Annotated in this window: 14 protein-coding genes and 2 pseudogenes; 10 read left to right on the top strand and 6 right to left on the bottom strand. The window is 50.0% G+C overall.

Going from position 1 to position 20,352, the window contains the following annotated elements; all coding sequences use genetic code 11:
* Positions 1 to 118: 118 nt before the first annotated feature.
* From IE076_RS18710 to IE076_RS18690, 5 genes are all read right to left on the bottom strand, one after another.
* Positions 119 to 2,077: an acyltransferase family protein gene (locus IE076_RS18710; RefSeq protein WP_189438320.1), complete on the bottom strand. Its 1,959-nt coding sequence runs from the start codon at positions 2,075 to 2,077 to the stop codon at positions 119 to 121.
* Positions 2,078 to 2,577: 500 nt separating this feature from the next.
* Positions 2,578 to 5,364, bottom strand: coding sequence for a bifunctional aconitate hydratase 2/2-methylisocitrate dehydratase (locus IE076_RS18705; RefSeq protein ID WP_189438319.1), 2,787 nt, complete (start codon positions 5,362 to 5,364; stop codon positions 2,578 to 2,580).
* 441 nt (positions 5,365 to 5,805) lie between these two features.
* Complete coding sequence (locus tag IE076_RS18700) at positions 5,806 to 7,047, bottom strand: DUF6716 putative glycosyltransferase (RefSeq protein ID WP_189438318.1); 1,242 nt, start codon at positions 7,045 to 7,047, stop codon at positions 5,806 to 5,808.
* Positions 7,048 to 7,446: 399 nt separating this feature from the next.
* Positions 7,447 to 8,610, bottom strand: a complete 1,164-nt coding sequence (locus IE076_RS18695; protein ID WP_189438317.1) for an acylneuraminate cytidylyltransferase — start codon at positions 8,608 to 8,610, stop codon at positions 7,447 to 7,449.
* Positions 8,611 to 9,531, bottom strand: a complete 921-nt coding sequence (locus IE076_RS18690) for an N-acetylneuraminate synthase family protein (protein WP_189438316.1) — start codon at positions 9,529 to 9,531, stop codon at positions 8,611 to 8,613. It lies immediately after the preceding gene.
* A gap of 1,117 nt (positions 9,532 to 10,648) precedes the next feature.
* Here IE076_RS18690 and IE076_RS18685 point away from each other — a divergent pair.
* The 10 genes and pseudogenes from IE076_RS18685 to IE076_RS18640 all read left to right on the top strand — a co-directional run.
* Positions 10,649 to 11,760: pseudogene (locus tag IE076_RS18685) on the top strand (IS3 family transposase).
* Positions 11,761 to 11,843: 83 nt separating this feature from the next.
* Complete coding sequence (locus IE076_RS18680) at positions 11,844 to 12,128, top strand: LysR substrate-binding domain-containing protein (RefSeq protein ID WP_209009263.1); 285 nt, start codon at positions 11,844 to 11,846, stop codon at positions 12,126 to 12,128.
* Between the two features lie 153 nt (positions 12,129 to 12,281).
* Complete coding sequence (locus IE076_RS18675; RefSeq protein WP_189438315.1) at positions 12,282 to 12,716, top strand: DUF2946 domain-containing protein; 435 nt, start codon at positions 12,282 to 12,284, stop codon at positions 12,714 to 12,716.
* 185 nt (positions 12,717 to 12,901) lie between these two features.
* Entirely contained in the window at positions 12,902 to 13,273 is a 372-nt protein-coding gene (locus IE076_RS18670; protein ID WP_189438314.1) for a hypothetical protein, read from the top strand.
* A gap of 35 nt (positions 13,274 to 13,308) precedes the next feature.
* Positions 13,309 to 14,865, top strand: a complete 1,557-nt coding sequence (locus IE076_RS18665) for an ABC transporter substrate-binding protein (protein WP_189438313.1) — start codon at positions 13,309 to 13,311, stop codon at positions 14,863 to 14,865.
* Positions 14,866 to 14,928: 63 nt separating this feature from the next.
* Positions 14,929 to 15,873 (top strand): ABC transporter permease, encoded by a 945-nt coding sequence (locus IE076_RS18660; RefSeq protein WP_189438312.1) that lies wholly within the window; start codon positions 14,929 to 14,931, stop codon positions 15,871 to 15,873.
* Complete coding sequence (locus tag IE076_RS18655; RefSeq protein ID WP_189438311.1) at positions 15,860 to 16,729, top strand: ABC transporter permease; 870 nt, start codon at positions 15,860 to 15,862, stop codon at positions 16,727 to 16,729. The genes IE076_RS18660 and IE076_RS18655 overlap by 14 nt, the downstream gene beginning before the upstream one ends.
* Entirely contained in the window at positions 16,723 to 17,508 is a 786-nt protein-coding gene (locus tag IE076_RS18650) for an ABC transporter ATP-binding protein (RefSeq protein WP_189438310.1), read from the top strand. Before IE076_RS18655 ends, IE076_RS18650 begins: the two co-directional genes overlap by 7 nt.
* Entirely contained in the window at positions 17,505 to 18,257 is a 753-nt protein-coding gene (locus IE076_RS18645) for an ABC transporter ATP-binding protein (protein WP_189438309.1), read from the top strand. The genes IE076_RS18650 and IE076_RS18645 overlap by 4 nt, the downstream gene beginning before the upstream one ends.
* Positions 18,258 to 18,721: 464 nt before the next feature.
* Positions 18,722 to 19,476 (top strand): annotated as a pseudogene (locus IE076_RS18640) (IS5 family transposase); the annotation flags it as partial.
* Positions 19,477 to 19,573: 97 nt separating this feature from the next.
* Here the strand turns inward: IE076_RS18640 and IE076_RS18635 are convergent.
* Positions 19,574 to 20,347, bottom strand: coding sequence for a hypothetical protein (locus IE076_RS18635; RefSeq protein ID WP_189438308.1), 774 nt, complete (start codon positions 20,345 to 20,347; stop codon positions 19,574 to 19,576).
* Between the last annotated feature and the right edge of the window lie 5 nt (positions 20,348 to 20,352).

Here is a 20,352-nt window from a genome sequence, read left to right as displayed (position 1 = left end):
CGAAGCCGTCGATCAGATTTAAGTAGCTGACAGCCCAGGATATCACTAGGGAGGAGCTCCAGATATGGCCTGCTTGGGTCTTAGCAAGATGTTCTGCAGACCATTTGCTCGAGAGAGCTCACATCCCAATGAACGCCTCACGTACAACTTTTTCGGCGCCGATACGATTGAGGTGGTTTGTGTCGCGGTAGTAGAACTTGTCTGATTGAGCCAAGAGGCATCCTTCACTGTCACAGAACACGGATTTCACGTCAGCGACCTCGACATTGTCATATCTGGAAGCAACGCCGATAAGTAGCCTGTCCATCTCACGCTGTCGCTTTAGGTGATCTGTCGCAGGTCTGTCGCAGGCAATACGCATTGAACCGTCATTTTTGATGAAGGCATCCTGACAGGTGCGCAGTTGCCCCTTCCCTCTATACTCTGGAGCTTGAAGGGCAATGGTCACTTGTTTCCCCAGAGCTTTTAACTCACTAAACGTCTGATCAAGGACGCCTTCGATATCACGAGCCGGAGAGGCTGGGTTGTTGAAATCCGAGAAACTATTAACTCCTGGAGTAAACTTAAACCATCGCGCGGCAAGTAGAACACGGTGCGGGCTCTGCTCTGACGCAAGGTAGGCCATAACTGCCTGATTGGCAGCCTTGCAGTTCGCAAAGTTACTTGCCCGCTGGTTCGCCCAGTTTCCCGTGGGTGCGCAGCCACTTGTTGCAAATGACACTGCATTACGATTTTGCTCAGTGAACACCCGGTCAATACCGAGTGCAAAATGCCTTGCGTGGGAATCGCCCCAAAGGACCAGTTCCGGAGCCTTTATTTGGTCTCCCAGAACGCAGAAGACTTTTGGATCTCCGTTGCAGCTTTCGCCTCCGTATTCGCGGAAATCCCGGTCGAGTGCAGATAACTCAATCAAGCGGCTGTCAAAAACCAGCGGCCAAAGCCTTTCAGACTGCAAGCCTACCGCGAAGACGAGGAGCACACCAAAGGTGCTAGCGGTAAGCCATTTCTTTGCGGCAGGCTGGACCTGCCCTTTCTGAAGTCGGAATTTCTTTTCAACGGCCCAGTATAGGAGCGCACCTAAGACGACTGAGAGAATTGCTCCTCCTATACGGATGGAACTGTCTGTCTCAAAATCTGGAAAGTAGAAATATAGACCAACTGCCAGAGGCCAGTGGATGAGATAAACGCTGTACGAGACCAAACCCAGCGTCCGGATTGGCTTAACCGACAATACCCGGCTGCTGATTACATTCTGCCTCCCCCCAATGTAAATCAAGCTTGCCCCGGCAACAGTAATAAGCGTTGCTGAAACTACATTCCAGTCTTCCCAAGGAGAAGCGTAGGAAAGAAGGAGAATAAGAAGCAGGGATGCAATACCTATATATGAAAACAGCCTCGAGTTGCTCTCAGCGGGCGTACGCTTGAGTGCAAGCGCTATGAGCCCCCCTGCTCCAAACTGCCACAAGCGCGCGGTCAAACGGAAGTACGCGTCCTCATCGCCATCTAGCTGACTTATTACCGCATAAATCAAAGAGATAGTTGTAATTGCCGCAATGGCCAGAACTTGCTGCCGGAATGGGCGTTTGTAGATAAAAAAGAGGAGAACAGGCCAGAGCAGATAAAACTGCACTTCGACCCCAAGGGACCAGAGATGCAGAAATGGTTTGGTGATTGCAGCCGCTGCAAAATAGCCGGTCTCGAGCGGTGCATATACATTATATGAGAAGGCCAGCGAGCTCAGAAGAGACTGCGTAAATTTATCGATGATAAGCGCCCATTGATTTGAAAGAGCGACCAAGGACGCAATTGCCACGGCGAAAAGATACGCGGGCGCAATGCGCCAGAACCGTTTAGAATAAAACTGTTTTAGACTTGGGATGCTCCAGCCGAACTGTGAGCTCAAGATGATCTGGGTCATCAAAAAACCCGAAATCACGAAAAACAGGTCAACACCCAAAAATCCACCAGAACTTCCGCAGAGCCGAAAGTGAAATAGAACGACCAGAAGAACCGCAAGGCCGCGCAGCCCCTCAATATCACCCCGAAATCTCGTTTGCTTGTTGAAAAAGGCAGTCATAGGAATTCCCAGGTTCCAATTGGCTGGCTTTATTGAGGCTACTTACACCCTCAAGTTGCAGCACCGATCTTCTCAGGCTGTGCCTACACGAAAGCGGCTGCGCAAATAAAGTTCTAATATAAATAATACTGGATTTTGTTTAAATTTGGTTCTTAACTTCCGAGCTTATCTCGCCTTTCTAATACTTATGTATAGTGCAAGAGTGCGCGTCGATATCAGCTTGCGATGTTGCGAACGGCAACAAAGCTGTGATGCATTGAACCGGTCGAACGCGACGAAGTAAGCGGGATATGCGTACGCTCACACAGCAAACGTTTTCTTGATGTATGCGCTCACTCAAGGTTCATTGCTTGACTGTCTTCCTAGTGAGAAGTTCAAGAATGCTTCTGCACAGTTCGTTGTATTACTCCGGTGTTGGGTACCTATCACCAAACGCAGTTAGAGGGGCGATAAAGTTTTATCGCCCCTCAACTTATCTGTCTTGTAGGAATGGTCAGCTCTTAGAAGTGGACTGATTTGGAGTCCAGTGGCTTCTGGAGAGGTGGGGCGAATTTGGTGAGGTCGATGCCTTCTACTGCTGCCTTGTACTCGTCCATGTTTGGTGTACGGCCAAGGATTGCGGAGAGGACTACCACCGGGGTGGATGCCAGCAGGGATTCGCCTTTTTTGTCTACAGAATCTTCTACCACGCGGCCTTTGAAGAGACGGGTGGATGTTGCCAGAACGGTGTCGCCCTTTGCAGCCTTTTCCTGGTTACCCATGCACAGGTTACAGCCAGGACGCTCCAGATACATGATGTTTTCGTATTCGGTACGTGCTGTTGCTTTTGGCAGTGCATCGTCGAATTCGAAGCCGGAGTACTTCTGCAAGATCTCCCAGTCACCTTCTTCCTTCAGCTCATCAATGATGTTGTAGGTTGGTGCTGCAACAACAAGCGGAGCATTGAACTCAACTTTGCCGCCCTCTTTCTCAAGGTTCTTGAGCATCTGGGCAACGATCTTCATGTCGCCTTTGTGGACCATACAGGAACCGACGAAGCCCAGATCCACCTTCTTGTCGCCACCGTAGTAGGAAACAGGGCGGATGGTGTCGTGGGTGTAACGCTTGGAAACGTCATTGTTGTTCACGTCCGGGTCAGCGATCATTGGCTCAACGATCTGGTCCAGATCAACAACCACCTCTGCGAAGTACTTGGCATTGTCATCCGGGGTCAGAGCTGGGTTCTCGCCAGACTTAATCTCGGCAATACGCTTGTCTGCTTTGTCGATCAGGCCCTGAAGGGTTTTGGCTTCATTATCCATTCCCTTCTCGATCATGATCGCGATGCGGTTTTTAGCCAGCTTGAGTGAACCGATCAGAGTTTCATCGTTGGAGATACAGATGGAGGCTTTTGCCTTCATTTCTGCGGTCCAGTCGGTGAACGTGAAGGCCTGGTCCGCCAACAAGGTGCCGATATGCACCTCGATGATGCGGCCCTGGAAGACGTTATCGCCGTGCTGCTTGAGCATCTGTGCCTGTGTGGCATGCACGACATCGCGGAAATCCATGTGATCAGCCATGGTGCCCTTGAAGGTCACTTTGACGGACTCAGGGATCGGCATGGTTGCTTCACCGGTTGCCAGTGCCAGCGCAACGGTGCCGGAATCTGCGCCAAATGCTACGCCCTTGGACATGCGGGTGTGGCTGTCGCCGCCGATCGTGATGTCCCAGTCATCCACAGTGATGTCGTTGAGCACCTTGTGGATCACGTCTGTCATGGAGTGATAGACGCCTTTAGGATCGCGTGCGGTGATCAGGCCGAACTTGTTCATGAACTTCATGAGTTTAGGAATGTTCGCCTGAGCTTTCAGGTCCCAAACAGAAGCGGTGTGACAGCCAGACTGGTAAGCGCCATCAACGGTTGGAGAGATGACAGTTGCCGCCATGGCCTCCAGTTCCTGAGAGGTCATCAGACCAGTGGTGTCCTGCGAGCCAACGATGTTGACCTTCACACGCACATCAGAACCAGCATGCAGCGTTGCGCCTGGGGTGGTGCCAACTGCGTTGCGGTTGAAGATTTTCTCAACGGCGGTCAGGCCCTGACCTTCGTGGGAGATCTCTTTAGACGGTGCAAAGACTGCAGGAGTATCAACGCCAAGAGTTTCAGCTGCAAAGCTCTGCAGTTTCTTGCCGAAGACAACTGCGTAGGAACCGCCAGCCTTGATGAACTCAACTTTCTGAGGGGTCAAAGCGGAAGAGATGTCGACCAGCTCTTTGTCACCTTCATAAAGCTTCATGGCTTTGGTGTTGATGGTGAAAACCTTGCCGGTTTCAACAGAGTAAGCCTGCTCGAGAACAGGGTCGCCGTTGTCATCCAGAACCGGATTGCCGTTTGCGTCCAGCTTCTTGACCCAGTTTTTCAGGTCAATGCCGATGCCGCCGGTTACGCCAACCGTGGTCAGGAAGATTGGAGAGATGCCGTTGGTGCCCGCAACAATCGGTGCGATGTTGACGAAAGGAACGTATGGGCTGGCCTGCTTGCCGGTCCACAGCGCAACGTTGTTTACGCCGGACATACGGGAAGAGCCAACCCCCATGGTGCCCTTCTCTGCGATCAGCATAACGCGTGCATCAGGATGCGCCTTCTGCAGCTCCTGGATTTCAGCCTGCGCTTCTTCGGAGATCATGCATTTACCATGCAGTTCACGGTCAGAGCGGGAGTGGGCCTGGTTACCTGGAGACAGCAAGTCGGTGGAGATGTCCCCCTCACCTGCGATGTAGGTGACGACTTTAATTTCTTCTTCAACATCAGGAAGCTTTGTGAAGAACTCAGCCTTTGCGTAGCTTTCCAGAATGCCTTTTGCAGTTGCATTGCCAGCTTTGAGCGCGGTAGCAAGACGGTCAGTGTCTGCTTCATACAGGAACACCTGTGTTTTCAGCACATCTGCGGCCAAGCCTGCGATCACAGTATCATCACCCAGAGCCAGATCCAGCAGCACCTCAACAGAAGGACCACCCTTCATGTGGGAGAGAAGCTCAAACGCAAACGCTGGCGTGATCTCTTCCATATCAGAGCTACCGAGAATGATCTCTTTCAAAAACTTCGCCTTTTCACCAGCAGCACTGGTGGTGCCCGGCAAGGTGTTGTAAATGAAGAACTGGAGCGACTGGGCTCTGTGGTCGTTCTCGAGATCTTTAATCTGGGAGACGAGTTCAGCCACAAGCGCGCCATCTTCAATAGGCTTTGGATTCAAGCCCTGGCCCTTGCGCGTTTCGATCTCATTCAGGTAGTCTGTGTACAAGCTCATGATTATCCTGGCGATTTAGTGTTAAATGTAGCTTGGACGCCGGATTACTGAGACTTCTGGTAAACCGGAGCAAGTCGTGTTGTATGCGGATGTATACCAAGCAACACAGACTTGCAAGATTTTTCCGAGAAAATCAGGGTACTGGTTTGGTGTCGGCATTACGGAGTGAGCTGCATTTACAGAAGGCAGGCAGTTGTTGACGAAAAGAGGTTCAGCCTCGGACTTCACGGTTTGGCGTTGTGCTTTGGAGAACTGCAGGCAGGTAGAAGAGAAAATGTCCTCTTCTGAGCTTGATCAACCGAAAAACAGATAGTAAAGGTTGGGTTTAGCCCTTCATAAAATTCATAGAACGATGTGCCTCGGACCTAGGACTGAAAAGTGTAGAATGTGGCGACTTCGGTACACTGCCGGTACCTTAAAGGCGACGAGACTCTGATTTTGTTATCGAAAAAAACCTGAGAATGCTTGATAGATATCTGAGAGCACTTTGATCGGCAGCTTCTTGCCAGGTTTTCGATACCAACCCAACGCGATGTCATCATCACTGTAAGAGCTTCGAAGCTCGGCTAAGACTTGCTCTGAACCCAACCAAGGTGAAACGTCGATCGGTGGCAAATGATTTTCTCTTGCTGATTTAGCGAGTTGCATGAACTCTGCAAGTAATGGAGCAGCCGTACAACTCACCTCCGTGAAGTGATCAGATAGCCATGCTGGATTTGGTTCGGCGAGCTTATCTACATCGATATCAGCCAAGCTGGAGATTAGGCCAGAACCAAGAAAAAACGGTACACCGCTATCATCGTGAAAGCCAAAATCATTAATAATGACTGGCCTAACACCCCTATGTATCGCTTCAATTGCTACTGTGGAACTAATTGTTAAACACGCGTCGCAGTTCATAAGGAGACTACCTGCACGTTGATAGGTTATCTGTATATTGCTTGGAATACTTTCTTTTTGCCTTTGAAAAATCTTCTCAATATGCAGATCTGCCTTAAGCTTATGGATCGTTTTCTCCTTCGGCTTCATGCGCGGCTTAACTAGAATCTTGTGCTCCGAGTACTTTTTTGCCAAGTCTAAAAGCAACCTAACTAGTATTTCTCTATCGGCCTTAGAACTTGGGATCACCACCTGCTCAAAAAATACGATTGTTTTGCTAGGTCGGTTTTCACACTTGACCATCTCAGAGGCGGCACCTTCATCTAACAATGTAGCCAAACCAAAATTGCGTCCATTGTCAGGCTTCCCAAGAGATGAGGTAAGGGCGCGGTATTTCTCCAAATCCTTTTGACTGTTTAGCCAGACAAGATCTGATGGTGCACGCGCGCTAAAGCCATCATAATCAAACCGGAATACTAAGCCGGGATAAAGTGTTAGAATTGCAGGTCTGTATCCGCTGCATATCGACAAACGCATAAACAAACGTTTACAGCTGGGTCCATCTATCGATAAGACATATCCCTCATATTGCCCCATAAATGTTGGATTAGCCAAACTGTCGAAACTCACATCGAAAACCTTGCGTGTACAGGCAGCCTCAGTCATCTGTCGAGATGCAACCTGGTTCGGCTTTATTCTGAGAACAGCAACGTCAACATCTACACCATGCTCTTCCATCCGACTTGCAAGCCTTGCGCCAGCTGTCAGAAACGAATCATAGCTTGCGATGATTAAAGTCTTCATTTTCAGTCATGTTCCCGCATTGACGGCATCTGGATGCGAATGAAAGTGAAAAACGATGACTCTTGAAGTAAGTAAACTTCGAAAGATATCTACTTACACCCTCAATTAAGAAATTTATGTTTATTACCCTCCGCCAAGTAACCCACACTCTGATACACTAAAAAGGGCCTTAATTTAGGGCGACAACATTGCTGACGAAGGTTTTGCATCGCAGGGATCCGACAATATCATCTCGAACGCCTTGTAATACTTTCCGACACATAATTGTTTGGTGGCAATATGAACTCTGTCAAAAAACAGTTCTTTAAAGGTTTCAACAGATCACTGCAGGCCACATAATTGATAATCGCAACTTTTAGTCAACAGCGTTCTCAATAATCATCACATTTCTGAACCAGACTAGTTTCTATTTTCCATGATTATTTCTGCAGCTTCTCTAATCGCCCCATCACCGCCAGACTTAGTCAATTTAATATCTGCAATGGAAAGGATCGTCTTTATAGAAGAACTTGGCGCTAGACTTACTCCCGCTTTCTGCATACAACCAAGATCATTCAGATCATTGCCAACATAGGCAACCTCGTCCCACTTCAGTCCATTCTTCTTCAGCCAGATTTCCAGTGTTGCTACCTTGTCGCCGATATCTTGCAGAATTTCCATTTGCAGTTTTGCAGCACGAGCTTCAACGACTGGATTGGTCTCCTTTGAAAGAATTAGTAGACGCAAACCTTGTTTGCGTAAAATCTCTAAGCCAAAGCCATCAGACCGGCTGCATTTTACCGTTTCTGTTCCATCTTGACTAACGTACACACAGTCATCTGTATGTACCCCATCAAAATCAGTAATTATGGCTTTGATCCCAGAAGTATCGGTTAGCTTACTCCGTCGCAATTGTGATCGCGCACCAAAAACGGCTTCAGCAATAAGCCAATCATCCGCACTGTCAATTTCGATGGAAGGCGAGTGAACCGGCACGACAACTGTATCTCCGCAAAAACGGTTCTCAAACTCAAGGAACGGCCCCACTTTGGCGGCGTAGATTGCGCCGTTTTCCCGATATCTTGGCTCCATATCCTGGCGACGCTGGCGCGGCATAGTATGATCATGCGTGATCCCTTCAGCAAGACCAGTTTCGCTAGATTTCCAAATAAAGCAGTGATCCTCAACTGCACTAAAAGCTGAAGCGACTTTCTCGTCATCGAGAGCCGCAACAACGCTGTCGATCTCATGCGGGGTTGTAAATGGCGAAGTGCATTGCAAGAATACAACAATGTCCTCCACTTTGGCGCCAATATGATGAAGAGCATGTATCAATGCACTCTCGGAACTAGCAAGGGAACCAGAGATCTCTTCAGGCCTCAAAATTGGCTCAGCTCCCGCCTGCTGCGCAGCACCAAGAATTTCATGACTGTCGCTAGATACAAACACCCGATCGATGCGCTTCGACGCCTTTGCTGCGAGCACTGTCATGGCGACAAGTGGCGTACCGTGAAAAGGTATAAGGTTTTTCCCGGGAAGTCCTACAGACCCCCCGCGTGCTGGCACAATAGCGATAACAGTCATTTAAGCGCTCTCGAGCAGATCACCGTGCTTGTTCGCGTCCCACTTGAGCTTATTACGTTGGACAATTTCAACATCCAACAGCTCCGTTTGTTTAGTTGCTAGAGCAGCTGAAACGTTCTTCAGGTCGCGGCACAGCTTGCGCATCCCATCTGGCTCAAGGCTAGCGGCATGGTCTGTACCTTTCCAGGTCCGATCGAGGGTGAAATGGCGTTCGATATACTCGAAGTTTCCATATCCAAGGCGTTCTCGATTGGCCGAACCGAGCGCAAGTGCAGCTACATCTGCTGCAATGCCAAGATGATGACCAGAGAACCCAATTGACTTAACACGTTCGCCATATTGCTCCTGTAGGGCAGTGATTTCATACAAGCAAATGTCCCCAAACGCGACGGGATAACCCGAGGTACAGGCATAGACAACAAGGTCCTTTGCACGACCATGCACTTCATAGAACGAGATCATTCTATTCATCTCCTCCTTTGTAGTCATGCCGGTTGAGACGTGGATTTCTCCTTCGTAATTCTTGCAGAGATACTCCTGGAGCTCATAATGCTGGTTGGTCGCTGATGGTATTTTAATCAAACTAGGTTTCAGCGCTGCAATTTCTACCGCTGAAGTTAAATCCCATACAGAGGTCGAATATTCGATGCCATTTAAGCGGCACTCTTCAGCAAGTTCTTTATGCTGACCGGAATTAAGTTCTAAAAACTCACGATGCTCGCCGTAAGTCTGCCCATACGAATTAGCTGGAACTGGATGCGGCGTGATATACTCGTCCGCAGTTAACAGCTCTTTTGGATTACGCTTCTGAAATTTAGCGACGTCAGCTTTGCAAACATGGGACGCTACCTGGATTAATTCTTTTGCTACATCCATATCGCCCATATGATTGCAGCCAATCTCTGCTATTACTTTTACCATTTAGGCCCCCACAATAGGAAAGACAGTCCCTCAAATTTCAGATCACATTGTTGCTCACACCACACGATAGAGGCGACAGTCACAACATAACCCTCCTGTTAGATTGAAATAATGACCAGCGAATACCACCTTATGTAGTAGATATATTATTATGTAATAGCTTTGAGATTAACTTTATTGACACACCTCACACCAAAGCAAAAGTCACTAACAAAACAGCGACCACTGATAAACAAACCCCACATATAAAGTAATTATTATTGATATAGACTTCGAAAACCAACTTGTTACTTAGAAATCTAATTCATGCCCCTAGGCATTGCTATTCTGCATATTTCGGATGGCAAATTTAATTGAAGAAGATATGACCAGAAAGATTCAGTCTGAGCTCACATGCGAGCAACGATATTAGTCAATTCAGACCTGTAATTCATTTCAAAAATAGCAGCGCCTCTCTTCCAACCAGCACCGCAGCAACTTGCAATCTTATGCGCTCTAAGGACAGTTTGGACTTCTAAAGAACTATCTATCAGCATCCGCCACCGCACCGCCAAATTGCCCCATACGGATATCCCCTTTTGCAGGCTCGAGATCAGTACCTAATCTCTCGTAAGAATTTGGGGCCGCCTGCTCTCGCAGGCGTTGAATTTTCATCATTGCGGGTTCAATTATCTCCGATGCGATCGGTGCTCTACCCAACTATTAGTTCGTTTGCGAAGCATGAAGGTATCGAGAGGACTAATTGATAACGTCCCTACAGGCAGCAATCAGGATGGAGGGAACTCTTTGTTGCGCTAACCAATGCAGGGTGAGTGAGTGCTCTTGCTGTGCTCTCTTTCAATTTCTGGGTGACCTCATCGACTTTAGGAAGATATTACTTCGCGCCATCGTCACAAACCAGACTAGAAGACTTGCAAGAGAACTCGACACGACTGACGAGCTGGCAACCAATGAAAAATTCGTTACTGAGCATGCTCTACAAAATTTTTAGGTGCTGCTGGGTTTGAGTATTCATACGATTGAACAGGTGTATTTGTCGGCCTTACTAAGCTGATGACCTGAGACCCATTTCCTCATCCAGTTTCTAATAGGATCCTCCCCTAAGTGGAGGTGAGATATGAAGCGTTCGCATTTTACGGAAGAGCGGATCATTGGTATGATCAAGGAACAAGAAAGCGGGATACCAACAGCAGAGGTCTGCCGGAAGTACGGGCTCAGCTCCGCTTCGTTTTCCAAGTATAAAGTTTAGTTTGGCGGCATGGATGTCACGGATGCCCGCAGGTGAAGGCACTTGAAGAGGAAAACGCTAAGCTTAAGAAGCTTCTTGCGGAGTCGATGCTGGACAATTCCATGCTCCGTGACGTGAATTCAAAAAAGTGGTAAGGCCCGCCGCTGCACGCCAAGCAGTGGTCCATCTTTGCCGGACCCATGGTGTGAGTGAGCGGCGGGCCTGCTCTATTTCGAGCGTTATTCGCTCGAGTATCCGATAAAAAAGCGTGCGTCCCGATGAAAAGCCTATGCGCGAAGAAATCAGGCAGATTACCTACAAACGAAGAAGGTTCGGGTATCGGCGGATCCAAATCCTGCTTGTCGGACAAGGTCTTGTGATGAACCAGAAGAAGTTACGTCGGGTCTACCGAGAGGAAGCGCTCCAGGTGCACAAGAGAAGTGGGCGAACACGAGCCTTCGGTACACGTTGTCCGCTTCTTTTACCGTCACGGGCAAATGAACGCTGGCGCTTGGACTTTGTCAGTGATGCATCTACCGATGGGCGCCGCTTCAGCGGTTTTGGCTGTTGTCGATGACTACACTAGAGAGTGTTTGGCCCTTGTTCCAGATACCTCACTCCCTGGAACCCGCCTTGTACGAAAATTAACCACCCTTATAGCTCACAGGGGAGTTCCAAATACGATTGTCTCGAAAATTGGAACAGAAATGACCAGTTCAGTAGTTCTCAGGTTCTGTTGGGATACCGAGATTAACTGACACTATCTTGCTCCGGGAAAACCCATGCCAAATGGCTTCGTCGAGAGTTTCAATGGCAGCTTCCGAGATGAGTGCTTGAATGAAAGACTCTTCTCGTCATTGCAGGCGGCAAGAAACAAAATTAACCGGTGGCAATCCGACTATAACACCCAGAGACCACATTCATCTCTGGGAACTTCACGCCCGCCAAGTTTTCTCGCAAAACATGGCTGGAAACAAAAGCTGCTTGAGGCTTGTATATGAAAATTGGATCCTCACGAAACATAGAGGTAACTTAGGTCTCAAATCAATCTCAGGTTAGTATCGTTAAACTAAACCTGCCAACGTTGCAGAACGCGGAACCGATCGAACTCACCTTCCAATCCACGGTGAAAGCCAACACCATTGAAGCCATAGCAGCCTTTGCCCGCAACGGCCTCGGCATCGCATTCCTGCCAGATATCAGTATCGCACAAGACCTAAAGACAGGTAGCCTTGCTCGCCTCGCGGGTCTGGCAGATCCAGAGCCAACGCCAATCTACGCCGTACACAGCTGCGCGAACCTGCCGCCGAAATCCGTACAGGAAACCATCAGTTCAATCCAAAAGGCCCTGACAAAGATTCTGGAGTGAGGAGGAGCTTGGCTGACTTCCACCCACTTGGATACGTTGACTAAGTTATCCTGAGAGAAACGCGAATGGCCATGCAACATTATCGATACCCTATTGACTGGTATCCTTCGCTCGTTTAATTGGTATTTTAAATACTAATTAAACGAGTTTGCTGTGAAACTGTCGAATGCCAAAGCGATTGTAATAGCTGCACTGTTTGTGTTGGTGCAGCTTCTTGCTGTTCCCGGCATGATCGCGTCGGCAACAGAAGCTGGCTTTGCGAGTACCATTAGTATTGCTCAGGACGTACAGTTCATAGGTAGTGAAGCAAACGGCAACGAACATCATCAAACTGAAGAGCATGATGCCTACACCAATTGCACGTTCTGCAATATTCCCGCAAAGGTACTCGTCAGTTCGCATCTCACAGAATTTGATTTATCTCTTCCTCCGGTCACCGTTGCTCCGCATGCAACAAGCGTAGTGCTTGGCGCAACCACAGTTGGCAACAGCGCTCCCAGAGCGCCCCCGTTTGAGTTTGTTAAGCTCATTCAGGCCTTCAAGGTTACGGGTAATCTGCAGACTAACAGGCCCACTCCCTCAAAGTAGATCCCAACGCTGTCATGCATCACCATGGCACCATCATGCTTTCCGTAGCTTGCCCGCCGGACAGTCAACGCCACTGGTGTATGCATCGGAACTCGCAGGGCGTAGTCCCTGTGTGCATCTCAATCATCAGTCTTGGGAACCCCAAGGTTGGCTCTGATCATCCATCACACGCAAGGTGCATTCACTTGGCTCCGAAACTCTCATCCCTCCTGGTCTGCTGGCTCACAACCTCGTTTGTGATCCTGCAGCTTGTCGCACCGCCCGGCATGATGCCACGCGCGGGTGCTGATGGGTTTGAAGTCGTGATCTGCCCTTCACTGAGTCTGCACCAGATGCTCGTGGAGACCTTTGTTGGGAATGAGGAGCAAACAAGCGCACAAAGCGACGAGTTCTGCGTTTTCTCAGTCATCAGCCGCAAATCTCCTGCCGCGGTTTTACTGGGCAGCCTTTCATATGTAGCTGCCAGACCCAGACACGTCTTTACCCTCAACAAGGTGGCACATTATGAAAATGCAAAACGTAGCCACACCCCAAGAGCGCCACCGATCTATCTCTGATTTTTTCGCGATTACAGACTAAGATTGGAATAACAATGAACAAGATCAAACACCTACTTGGCGTCAGCAGCATTCTCGTAGCATCCCTTCCTGCTCTGGTTTCTGGCGTCTCCACTGTACAGGCTGAAGACATTGAGCAACTGCGCATAGCGGTAAAGAAAGACCGCTACAGTGTGGACCCAAAGAAGTTTAACTTCACCACCCGTCGTCCAGCCGGTCAGATCACTGAAACAGCCGTTAAACCGGATAAAAACTTTGTCCCACAGGGCATCCTGTTTGAAAGCTGGAACTACAAGAATGGTGTCTACAGCATCAAACTGCGAGAAGGCATCAAGTTTCACGATGGCCAAATCTTCGATGCAAAAGCTGCCATTGAGGCGCTGAAGCTTTACGATCAAGGCCGCTCTGATTTTCTGCAGATCGATCAGGAGAGCTTTACCCAGACTGGGCCATATGCGTTCACCTTCAAGTCCGAGATCGGATCCTCTCTGGTCATCGAAAACATGACCCACCGCGGTGCCTCCTTGTTCTCCACCAACGGAAACCGCGCAGAGAACCCTATTGGTACAGGCCCTTATCTTCTGGACAACTACAAGCCAAAACAGTCCATCAGCCTAAAGCGCAATGATGATTATTGGGGTGAGAAGCCAAAGGTGGAGAATATCACCTACCACTTCATCGCAGATGATCAGGTACGGCTGCTGGCACTTCAGAACAAAGAGGTCGACATTGTTGCCGAGGTGACCCCTCAAATGCTGCTTTCATTGCCAAAAGATGGTTCAGTCGTAGTGCACGAATCACGGCCAATCCGTTACGTGGCCCTGCTCGCCAACCTGCATGGTAAGGCTCCTTATGACACGTTGAAGGACAAGCGCGTGCGTGAAGCGCTGGCCTATGCCATCAACCGTGAGCAGCTGGCACAAATACTGTTCAACGGCAAAGGCGTTGTCGCAAAAGGAATCCTGCCAAACTGGATGTTTGGCCTCGGCGACAACCACGTCGAAGGTTTTGAACATAACACGCAAAAAGCGGAGACACTGCTGGACGAAGCAGGGTGGATCAAAGGAAGCAATGGAATGCGCAGCAAGGACGGCAAGCCGCTAGAACTGCGCCTTGTAGCCGCCTACCCGAACGTTTCCAGCGTGCGTCCAATGCCGGAGCTGCTAGAGCAGATGTTCCGTGGGATAGGCATATCAATCGATCTGGTTCAGGTGGATGATTCAGGCGTTTACGACGACACTTATCTGGCAACCGGCGAAGCAGATCTGTACATGGAGTTTGCCTCCAACAACAATGCAGACCCGACCTACCTGTTGTACAACCTGTTCCATTCCAAGACCCCTTGGGGCTACCAGTACATTGCACCGGCCGGCAAACTGGACACCATCCTCGACAACGCGCGTCAAGCACAAAGCCGCGAGGATGTGATCAAACATGTTCGTGAAGCACACCGCGAAATTGTGCAGACTCAACTGGCAGCTATTCCGATCCTGATGGTGCCGAACTTCAATCTTTCCCGTAAAGGCTTGAATATCCCAATGTTCGAGCACGCTGACTGGATCGACTATGGTCAAGTGACCCTTAGCAAATAAGAGGTGTGCAGCACAGATCATTGAGATGCAGTGATCTGTGCGCCTTTCACGAAAGATAAGCAAATGAAGCAGTTTGTTTTCACGCGCACGTTTTCGGGAATACCAACTCTGTTTGGCATGACCCTGATTGGCTTCTTGATTATTGGCCTCACGCCCGGAGATCCTATTGAGATGGAACTTCGCCGATTGGGTGTGGCGTTTTCAGCCGAACAGGTTGAAGCGTTACGGGTCGAGTATGGTCTGAACAAGCCCCTGATCCAGCGCTACTTCCTCTGGCTCTTTGATCTGTTTCGGTTGGATCTGGGCACCTCCATTGCATCAGGTCGCCCTGTGCTAGAGCTTTTCAAAGAGCATCTACCAATCACAGCGACACTTTCTGTATTGGCCTTTATGAGTTCACTCGCACTTTCTCTTGGTCTTGGCGGCGTGACCGCAGTGTCCCAGCGTACGTCACTGTCTACTGGCCTTTATGTACTGACCATGTTTCTTGTATCCGTGCCGTCTTTTTGGCTGGCATTGTTTCTGCTGGCAGTATTCGCCTTAGGCTTGGGGTGGTTCAAACTGCTACAATTCGGTAACCCGCAAGACCTGATCCTGCCCACAATCACTCTGTCTCTTGGCCACTCAGCCGTCATGAGCCGTTTGGTCAGGGAGCGGATTATTGCAGTGATGAGCGAAGACTACATCCGTCTCGCAATTGCTAAAGGTCTGACACGTCGAGCTATTCTGGGCCGTCATGTTTTCAAGTCCATCCTACCGCCTTTGATCACCAACTGGGCCATCTCCTTCGGCTCTCTGCTTGGCGGATCAGTGATAGTTGAGAACATCTTCAACCTGCCTGGCCTCGGCCAAATGGCGCTGCAAGCCATTGCAGAGCGCGACTTTGCAATCTTGCAGGCCTATCTGCTGTTTATGGGCTTGGTGTTCTTTCTTGCTAACTTTGTGGCCGACTTGATGAACCATTGGCTCACCCCTCAAATAAAGAAGGGTGACAATGGCTTACGTTGACACAACGTCATCCCTCCTAATTTCGAGGGGAACGAAGCTCATCAAAGGTAGAACCTCATTTCTATTGGGTGGCTTTTTCCTGTCTGTCTTTATAGTGCTGGCCATTGGTGGCGAAGCCTTGGCGCCGAACTCACCCAATCAGATTGACCTGCTACACCGCCTCAGTGCACCCAGTCTGACTTACCCGCTTGGAACAGATCATCTGGGCCGCTGCATATTGTCCCGATTGATGGTAGGTACCTCCTTATCTCTGGGTACTGCGCTCGCAACAGCTGGGCTTATTCTCGCCATCGCTTTGCCCGTTGGTTTGCTCGCCGCCCTTTGCAAAGGATGGGTTGATGCAGTTCTCATGCGGGTTGCAGATATCTTTCTGGCGTTTCCGATGTTGGTCTTCGCCCTGGCGATTATCGGGTATCTCGGCGCCTCGCTTACCTCCGCTGTCGTTGGCGTTGCGCTTGCGTGGTGGCCAAGCCTTGCCCGTTTGGTTCGCACATTGACGCTGGACGCAGCCTCTAAGCAATATGTACTCGCCTCACGCCAATGCGGCCTGAAACCTCTGACGATAATCAGACGGCACATCCTTCCGCAGATCCTACCGCCGTTGCTGGTAGTTCTCTCATTGGAGATGGCAGGGCTCTTACTGGTACTGTCCTCCCTAAGCTTTCTTGGCTTGGGCGCGCAACCACCTGCTGCGGAATGGGGTGCGATGCTCAACGAAGCACGGCCATTCTTTGCAGAGCGCCCAAGCGTTGTCCTTGCTCCCGGCTTAGTGATCACCCTCGCCGTTCTAAGCTTCAATCTGGTGGGCGAAGGCATCCGCAATCAGCTTGACAAGAGGAAACCCTATCAATGGTAGCAACCCCACTTCTTCAGGTAGAGAACCTCACCATTACCAACAGCGCTCAAAGCAACGAGAGATTGGTTCAAGGCGTGAGTTTCAATCTTGCCAGTGGTCAACGACTGGGGTTGATCGGTAAATCCGGTTGCGGCAAATCCCTGACATGTCATGCAATCACGGGCGCTTTACGCGCACCGCTCATTCCCTCAAGCGGCGTAATCCGGTTTCAGGGCAGAGACCTGCTGACAATGCCCCTTGCTGAAAGGCAAAAGGTCAGGGGAACTGGTGTCTTCTGCATTTTCCAAAGCCCCGGCAGTGCGCTTCATCCAAGCCTTACGATTGAAACACAGCTACTGGAAACGACCGGCGCTGCCTCTCTGTTCGGTGAAGTCGCCAGGCATGCAGTCTATCAAGCACTCGATGCTGTCTCGCTCCCCAAACGTTGCCTGCACCAATATCCCGATGCTTTGAGCGGGGGCATGAAGCAACGTGTGATGATGGCAATGGCGCTGATCCTGAAACCAACCATTCTAATTGCCGATGAGCCCACTACCGGTCTTGATGTGATTACGGAGTTTGAAACACTGCAGGCGCTCGACGTCGTGCAACGGGAAACCGGCTCGGCTCTGCTCTTTGTCAGCCACGACCTACGTATAGTCCGCCAAACCTGCACGTCAGTTCTGGTGATGGATGCTGGCCGACTTGTTGAGACATGCGACCTGAACCAACCGATTGTTCCAAGTTGCCACCCTGCAACCGCAGAAATCACCGGTGCCATGGAAAGACTTCAATTATGACCCTCCAGATACGTAATCTCTCCATTGCCTATGGGCAGACTCAAGTCATTTCACAGATCAATCTCACGCTGCATCCAAGCAGAACAACGGGCCTTATAGGTCGCTCTGGCTGCGGTAAGTCAACGCTTGCAAAGGCTATGACGGGGATCATCCAGGCCCCTCAAGATACTTTGTTCCTAAATGACGAGCACTTCCTGCCAAACCCTGCCCAAACCGGCAATACCGTGCACTACATGTGGCAGGACCCAATGGCCTCCTTAAGCCCATTCTTGAATGCTCTAGACCTAATCAGCGAACCCCTAAAGGCCATTCACAAAATGCCAAAGAAGGCTCGGCAGCAGCGCGCACATGAACTGTTGAATATGGTCGAACTTGATCCGACATGCGCCGCAAAACGCCCACACCAGCTTTCCGGCGGTCAGTGCCAACGCATTGCTCTTGCCCGCGCACTGGCAGTGAAACCCCAGTTTCTTGTCCTGGACGAACCACTTTCAGCACTCGATCTGGTAACGCAAGAACAGGTCACATCACTACTACGCAAAGTGCGCACCGAGATGCACATGGGCATCCTGATCATTTCTCACGACCTACAAACGCTTGCGAAACTCGCTGATGATATTGCGGTCATGGATGGGGGGAGGATCGTGGAACACAAAAAGACCCAGGAGTTCTTTGCTGCGCCTAAATTTCCGGTGTCACAACGTTTTGTGGAAATCTCGAAGTACTCTCATATGGAACATTCCAACTAATCTCAATTGCAAAAGCTCAGAAGTGTCATTGCTGAGGTAATGACAGGCTCGGTGTTGTACCTTGCACAAGCGCCCTGCCCCTGGAGAACGAGGACCTCATATATCGCAGGACGACAGGGCTAGAAGGTGACGGGCACCGCTGAGGATGCTCCGAGGAAGGTGAACTTGCTGAGTGTGCGGATCACGCTTTAGCACGACGCCAGTGGCCGTAGTCGGGACAAAGCGGCCATTTGCTGCAGGTGCGAAATTTGTAACAAATAGTAGGTCATTGCTGACGCGGTGGCCATAACCGGACCCTCGAAGACTTCTACTATGGGTTGCGTCAGTCTTTACGGGAACATATTTCCAGTCGCCCGTATAGGGCTCAATAATTACTTGAAGGGTCCTAGTTGAGTTTTCTAAAGAGGTTGTTCATCGCGTTTATATGCTTGATGTTGGTTTCATCATAAAGCCAACCGGTGAGTATGCTGTCAGGTTCCCACTTTTGGCCTTTGCAAAAACAATTTGAGCAGATAAAGCCGCACCTTCCGACCAATTCAGGGGGTAAACTGCGGGTGTATGACCGACGTGTTATCAGTGGTATTATTCATGTTTTTAAGTCTCAGTGCCGCTGAGTTGATACATTTGAAATTTAGGGGCCCCAAAAACCGTTTTACAATCGCTTTGTGTGCTGATCTGAAAAGGTGTTTGCGAAGTACTGTTTGTCGCTTTGCCGGCGGCAGATAGACCTCTTGGCAGTGTCATGATCGATAGTCCAGCCGCGAAAGCGTATCGCTGTGCTGTAGGCGGTAAAGGGGGAGAAAGCGCAAGCCATAAGTCGTTCACGCGGTGGCCGGACAAACAAGATCCATGCATGAAGTAATGCTGCCTGCCATCCCCTTGTTTTTTTGCCAACAGGCGGACAAGTGGCAGACTGCTCTGTCGCAAAGCTGTTACTGGAAAAACTTTCCAGATGCCGCATGCTGAGCGCAGATAAAGTCAATGACAGTGATACTTTGCGCACGCAAATCAAAATGCAAGGCACTGTACCAAACATCCCGCCTAAGGCCAATCGAAAATGGAACAGCTGCTTCTCACGAGTTCTTTACAAAGATCGTAATACAATCAAGTGCATGTTTTTCAGGACTAGGATTTCCTCAAGATCGCAACCAGATATGACCGAAATGCTTTGAATTTTCTGTCCACGCTCAGCCTGGTCACCGTTATCTGTTGCTGGTTATGGGTCTGGACCGTAGGGCGGTCTTACCCGCCCTTGCTTTCCAGGTCCTGTTGGTATGTGCCCGCGTTTCGCTTGCGCAGCCCGCTTGGTCTGTGCGTTAATCAAACACCAACGCGATCTCATCGACACTCACGCCTTCCTTGATCTCACGCAGCCTTGCGTAGATCAGTGCAATGCAAACGCCACTCAGGCCAGCGCCTAGAGTCGTAGGGATGAGATAAGCAAGCGCTGCCACGAACTGTCCCGAGTCAGCGGTGAGCTCTGCGGCAAAGCCCGCAATAAAGTTGAAAATAACGACGACAATACCAATCAGGATCAGCGCACCGAGGATCGGCCAGCGGTAGTCTTTGGTCAGATTCGCGCTTCTCCCAAGACCACCGAAACCAACACGCTCGATCACAACCGCCGGGGCGATCATAGAAAACACAGCATACACCCACAGGCCAGGAATGATCAGCGCTATACTCGCAACGCCCATCAATACACCAGCAATCAGGGAAAGAACGGTAATCGGAACAGCAGCACGGATGGCTGGCGCGACATAGCGGCCAAGTTGGATTGTCCGCCCGAGCTTTGCATCATAAGCCAGCTGTACAAGCAGTGCAGTCGTCAAGCTGTAGAAAGACATTTGCAGCACTGTCGCCATTGCCCAAGCCCCGAACCCGAATGACGCGTTGAACTCGGGCTCGGCGGCACCCAACGTCACATCTACTCCAATCAGCGCACCACTGGCGAGCAGGCTTAGCAGGCTGGGCACCAAGGCCATGAGGGCCACTGGAATAAGGTGTTTCAAAAAAATTGAGAAGCTCTCTCCGATGATAGCGCCGACGCCAAGCGCCATATGGTCGCCAATATCTGCTGAACTGGTCATGGTTA

It is taken from the genome of Pseudovibrio japonicus (assembly GCF_014651595.1).
Classification (GTDB): domain Bacteria; phylum Pseudomonadota; class Alphaproteobacteria; order Rhizobiales; family Stappiaceae; genus Pseudovibrio; species Pseudovibrio japonicus.
This window is presented reverse-complemented; position numbering and strand designations above follow the sequence as displayed.

What these genes read in the sequence shown, in the direction of transcription:
- IE076_RS18655 (WP_189438311.1), top strand. Translation starts at nt 15,860, where the DNA reads ATGGCTTACGTTGACACAACGTCATCCCTCCTAATTTCGAGGGGAACG.
- IE076_RS18695 (WP_189438317.1), bottom strand. Translation starts at nt 8,610, where the DNA reads ATGACTGTTATCGCTATTGTGCCAGCACGCGGGGGGTCTGTAGGACTT.
- IE076_RS18635 (WP_189438308.1), bottom strand. Translation starts at nt 20,347, where the DNA reads ATGACCAGTTCAGCAGATATTGGCGACCATATGGCGCTTGGCGTCGGC.
- IE076_RS18650 (WP_189438310.1), top strand. Translation starts at nt 16,723, where the DNA reads ATGGTAGCAACCCCACTTCTTCAGGTAGAGAACCTCACCATTACCAAC.
- IE076_RS18645 (WP_189438309.1), top strand. Translation starts at nt 17,505, where the DNA reads ATGACCCTCCAGATACGTAATCTCTCCATTGCCTATGGGCAGACTCAA.
- IE076_RS18700 (WP_189438318.1), bottom strand. Translation starts at nt 7,047, where the DNA reads ATGAAGACTTTAATCATCGCAAGCTATGATTCGTTTCTGACAGCTGGC.
- IE076_RS18665 (WP_189438313.1), top strand. Translation starts at nt 13,309, where the DNA reads ATGAACAAGATCAAACACCTACTTGGCGTCAGCAGCATTCTCGTAGCA.
- IE076_RS18660 (WP_189438312.1), top strand. Translation starts at nt 14,929, where the DNA reads ATGAAGCAGTTTGTTTTCACGCGCACGTTTTCGGGAATACCAACTCTG.
- IE076_RS18705 (WP_189438319.1), bottom strand. Translation starts at nt 5,364, where the DNA reads ATGAGCTTGTACACAGACTACCTGAATGAGATCGAAACGCGCAAGGGC.
- IE076_RS18710 (WP_189438320.1), bottom strand. Translation starts at nt 2,077, where the DNA reads ATGACTGCCTTTTTCAACAAGCAAACGAGATTTCGGGGTGATATTGAG.
- IE076_RS18690 (WP_189438316.1), bottom strand. Translation starts at nt 9,531, where the DNA reads ATGGTAAAAGTAATAGCAGAGATTGGCTGCAATCATATGGGCGATATG.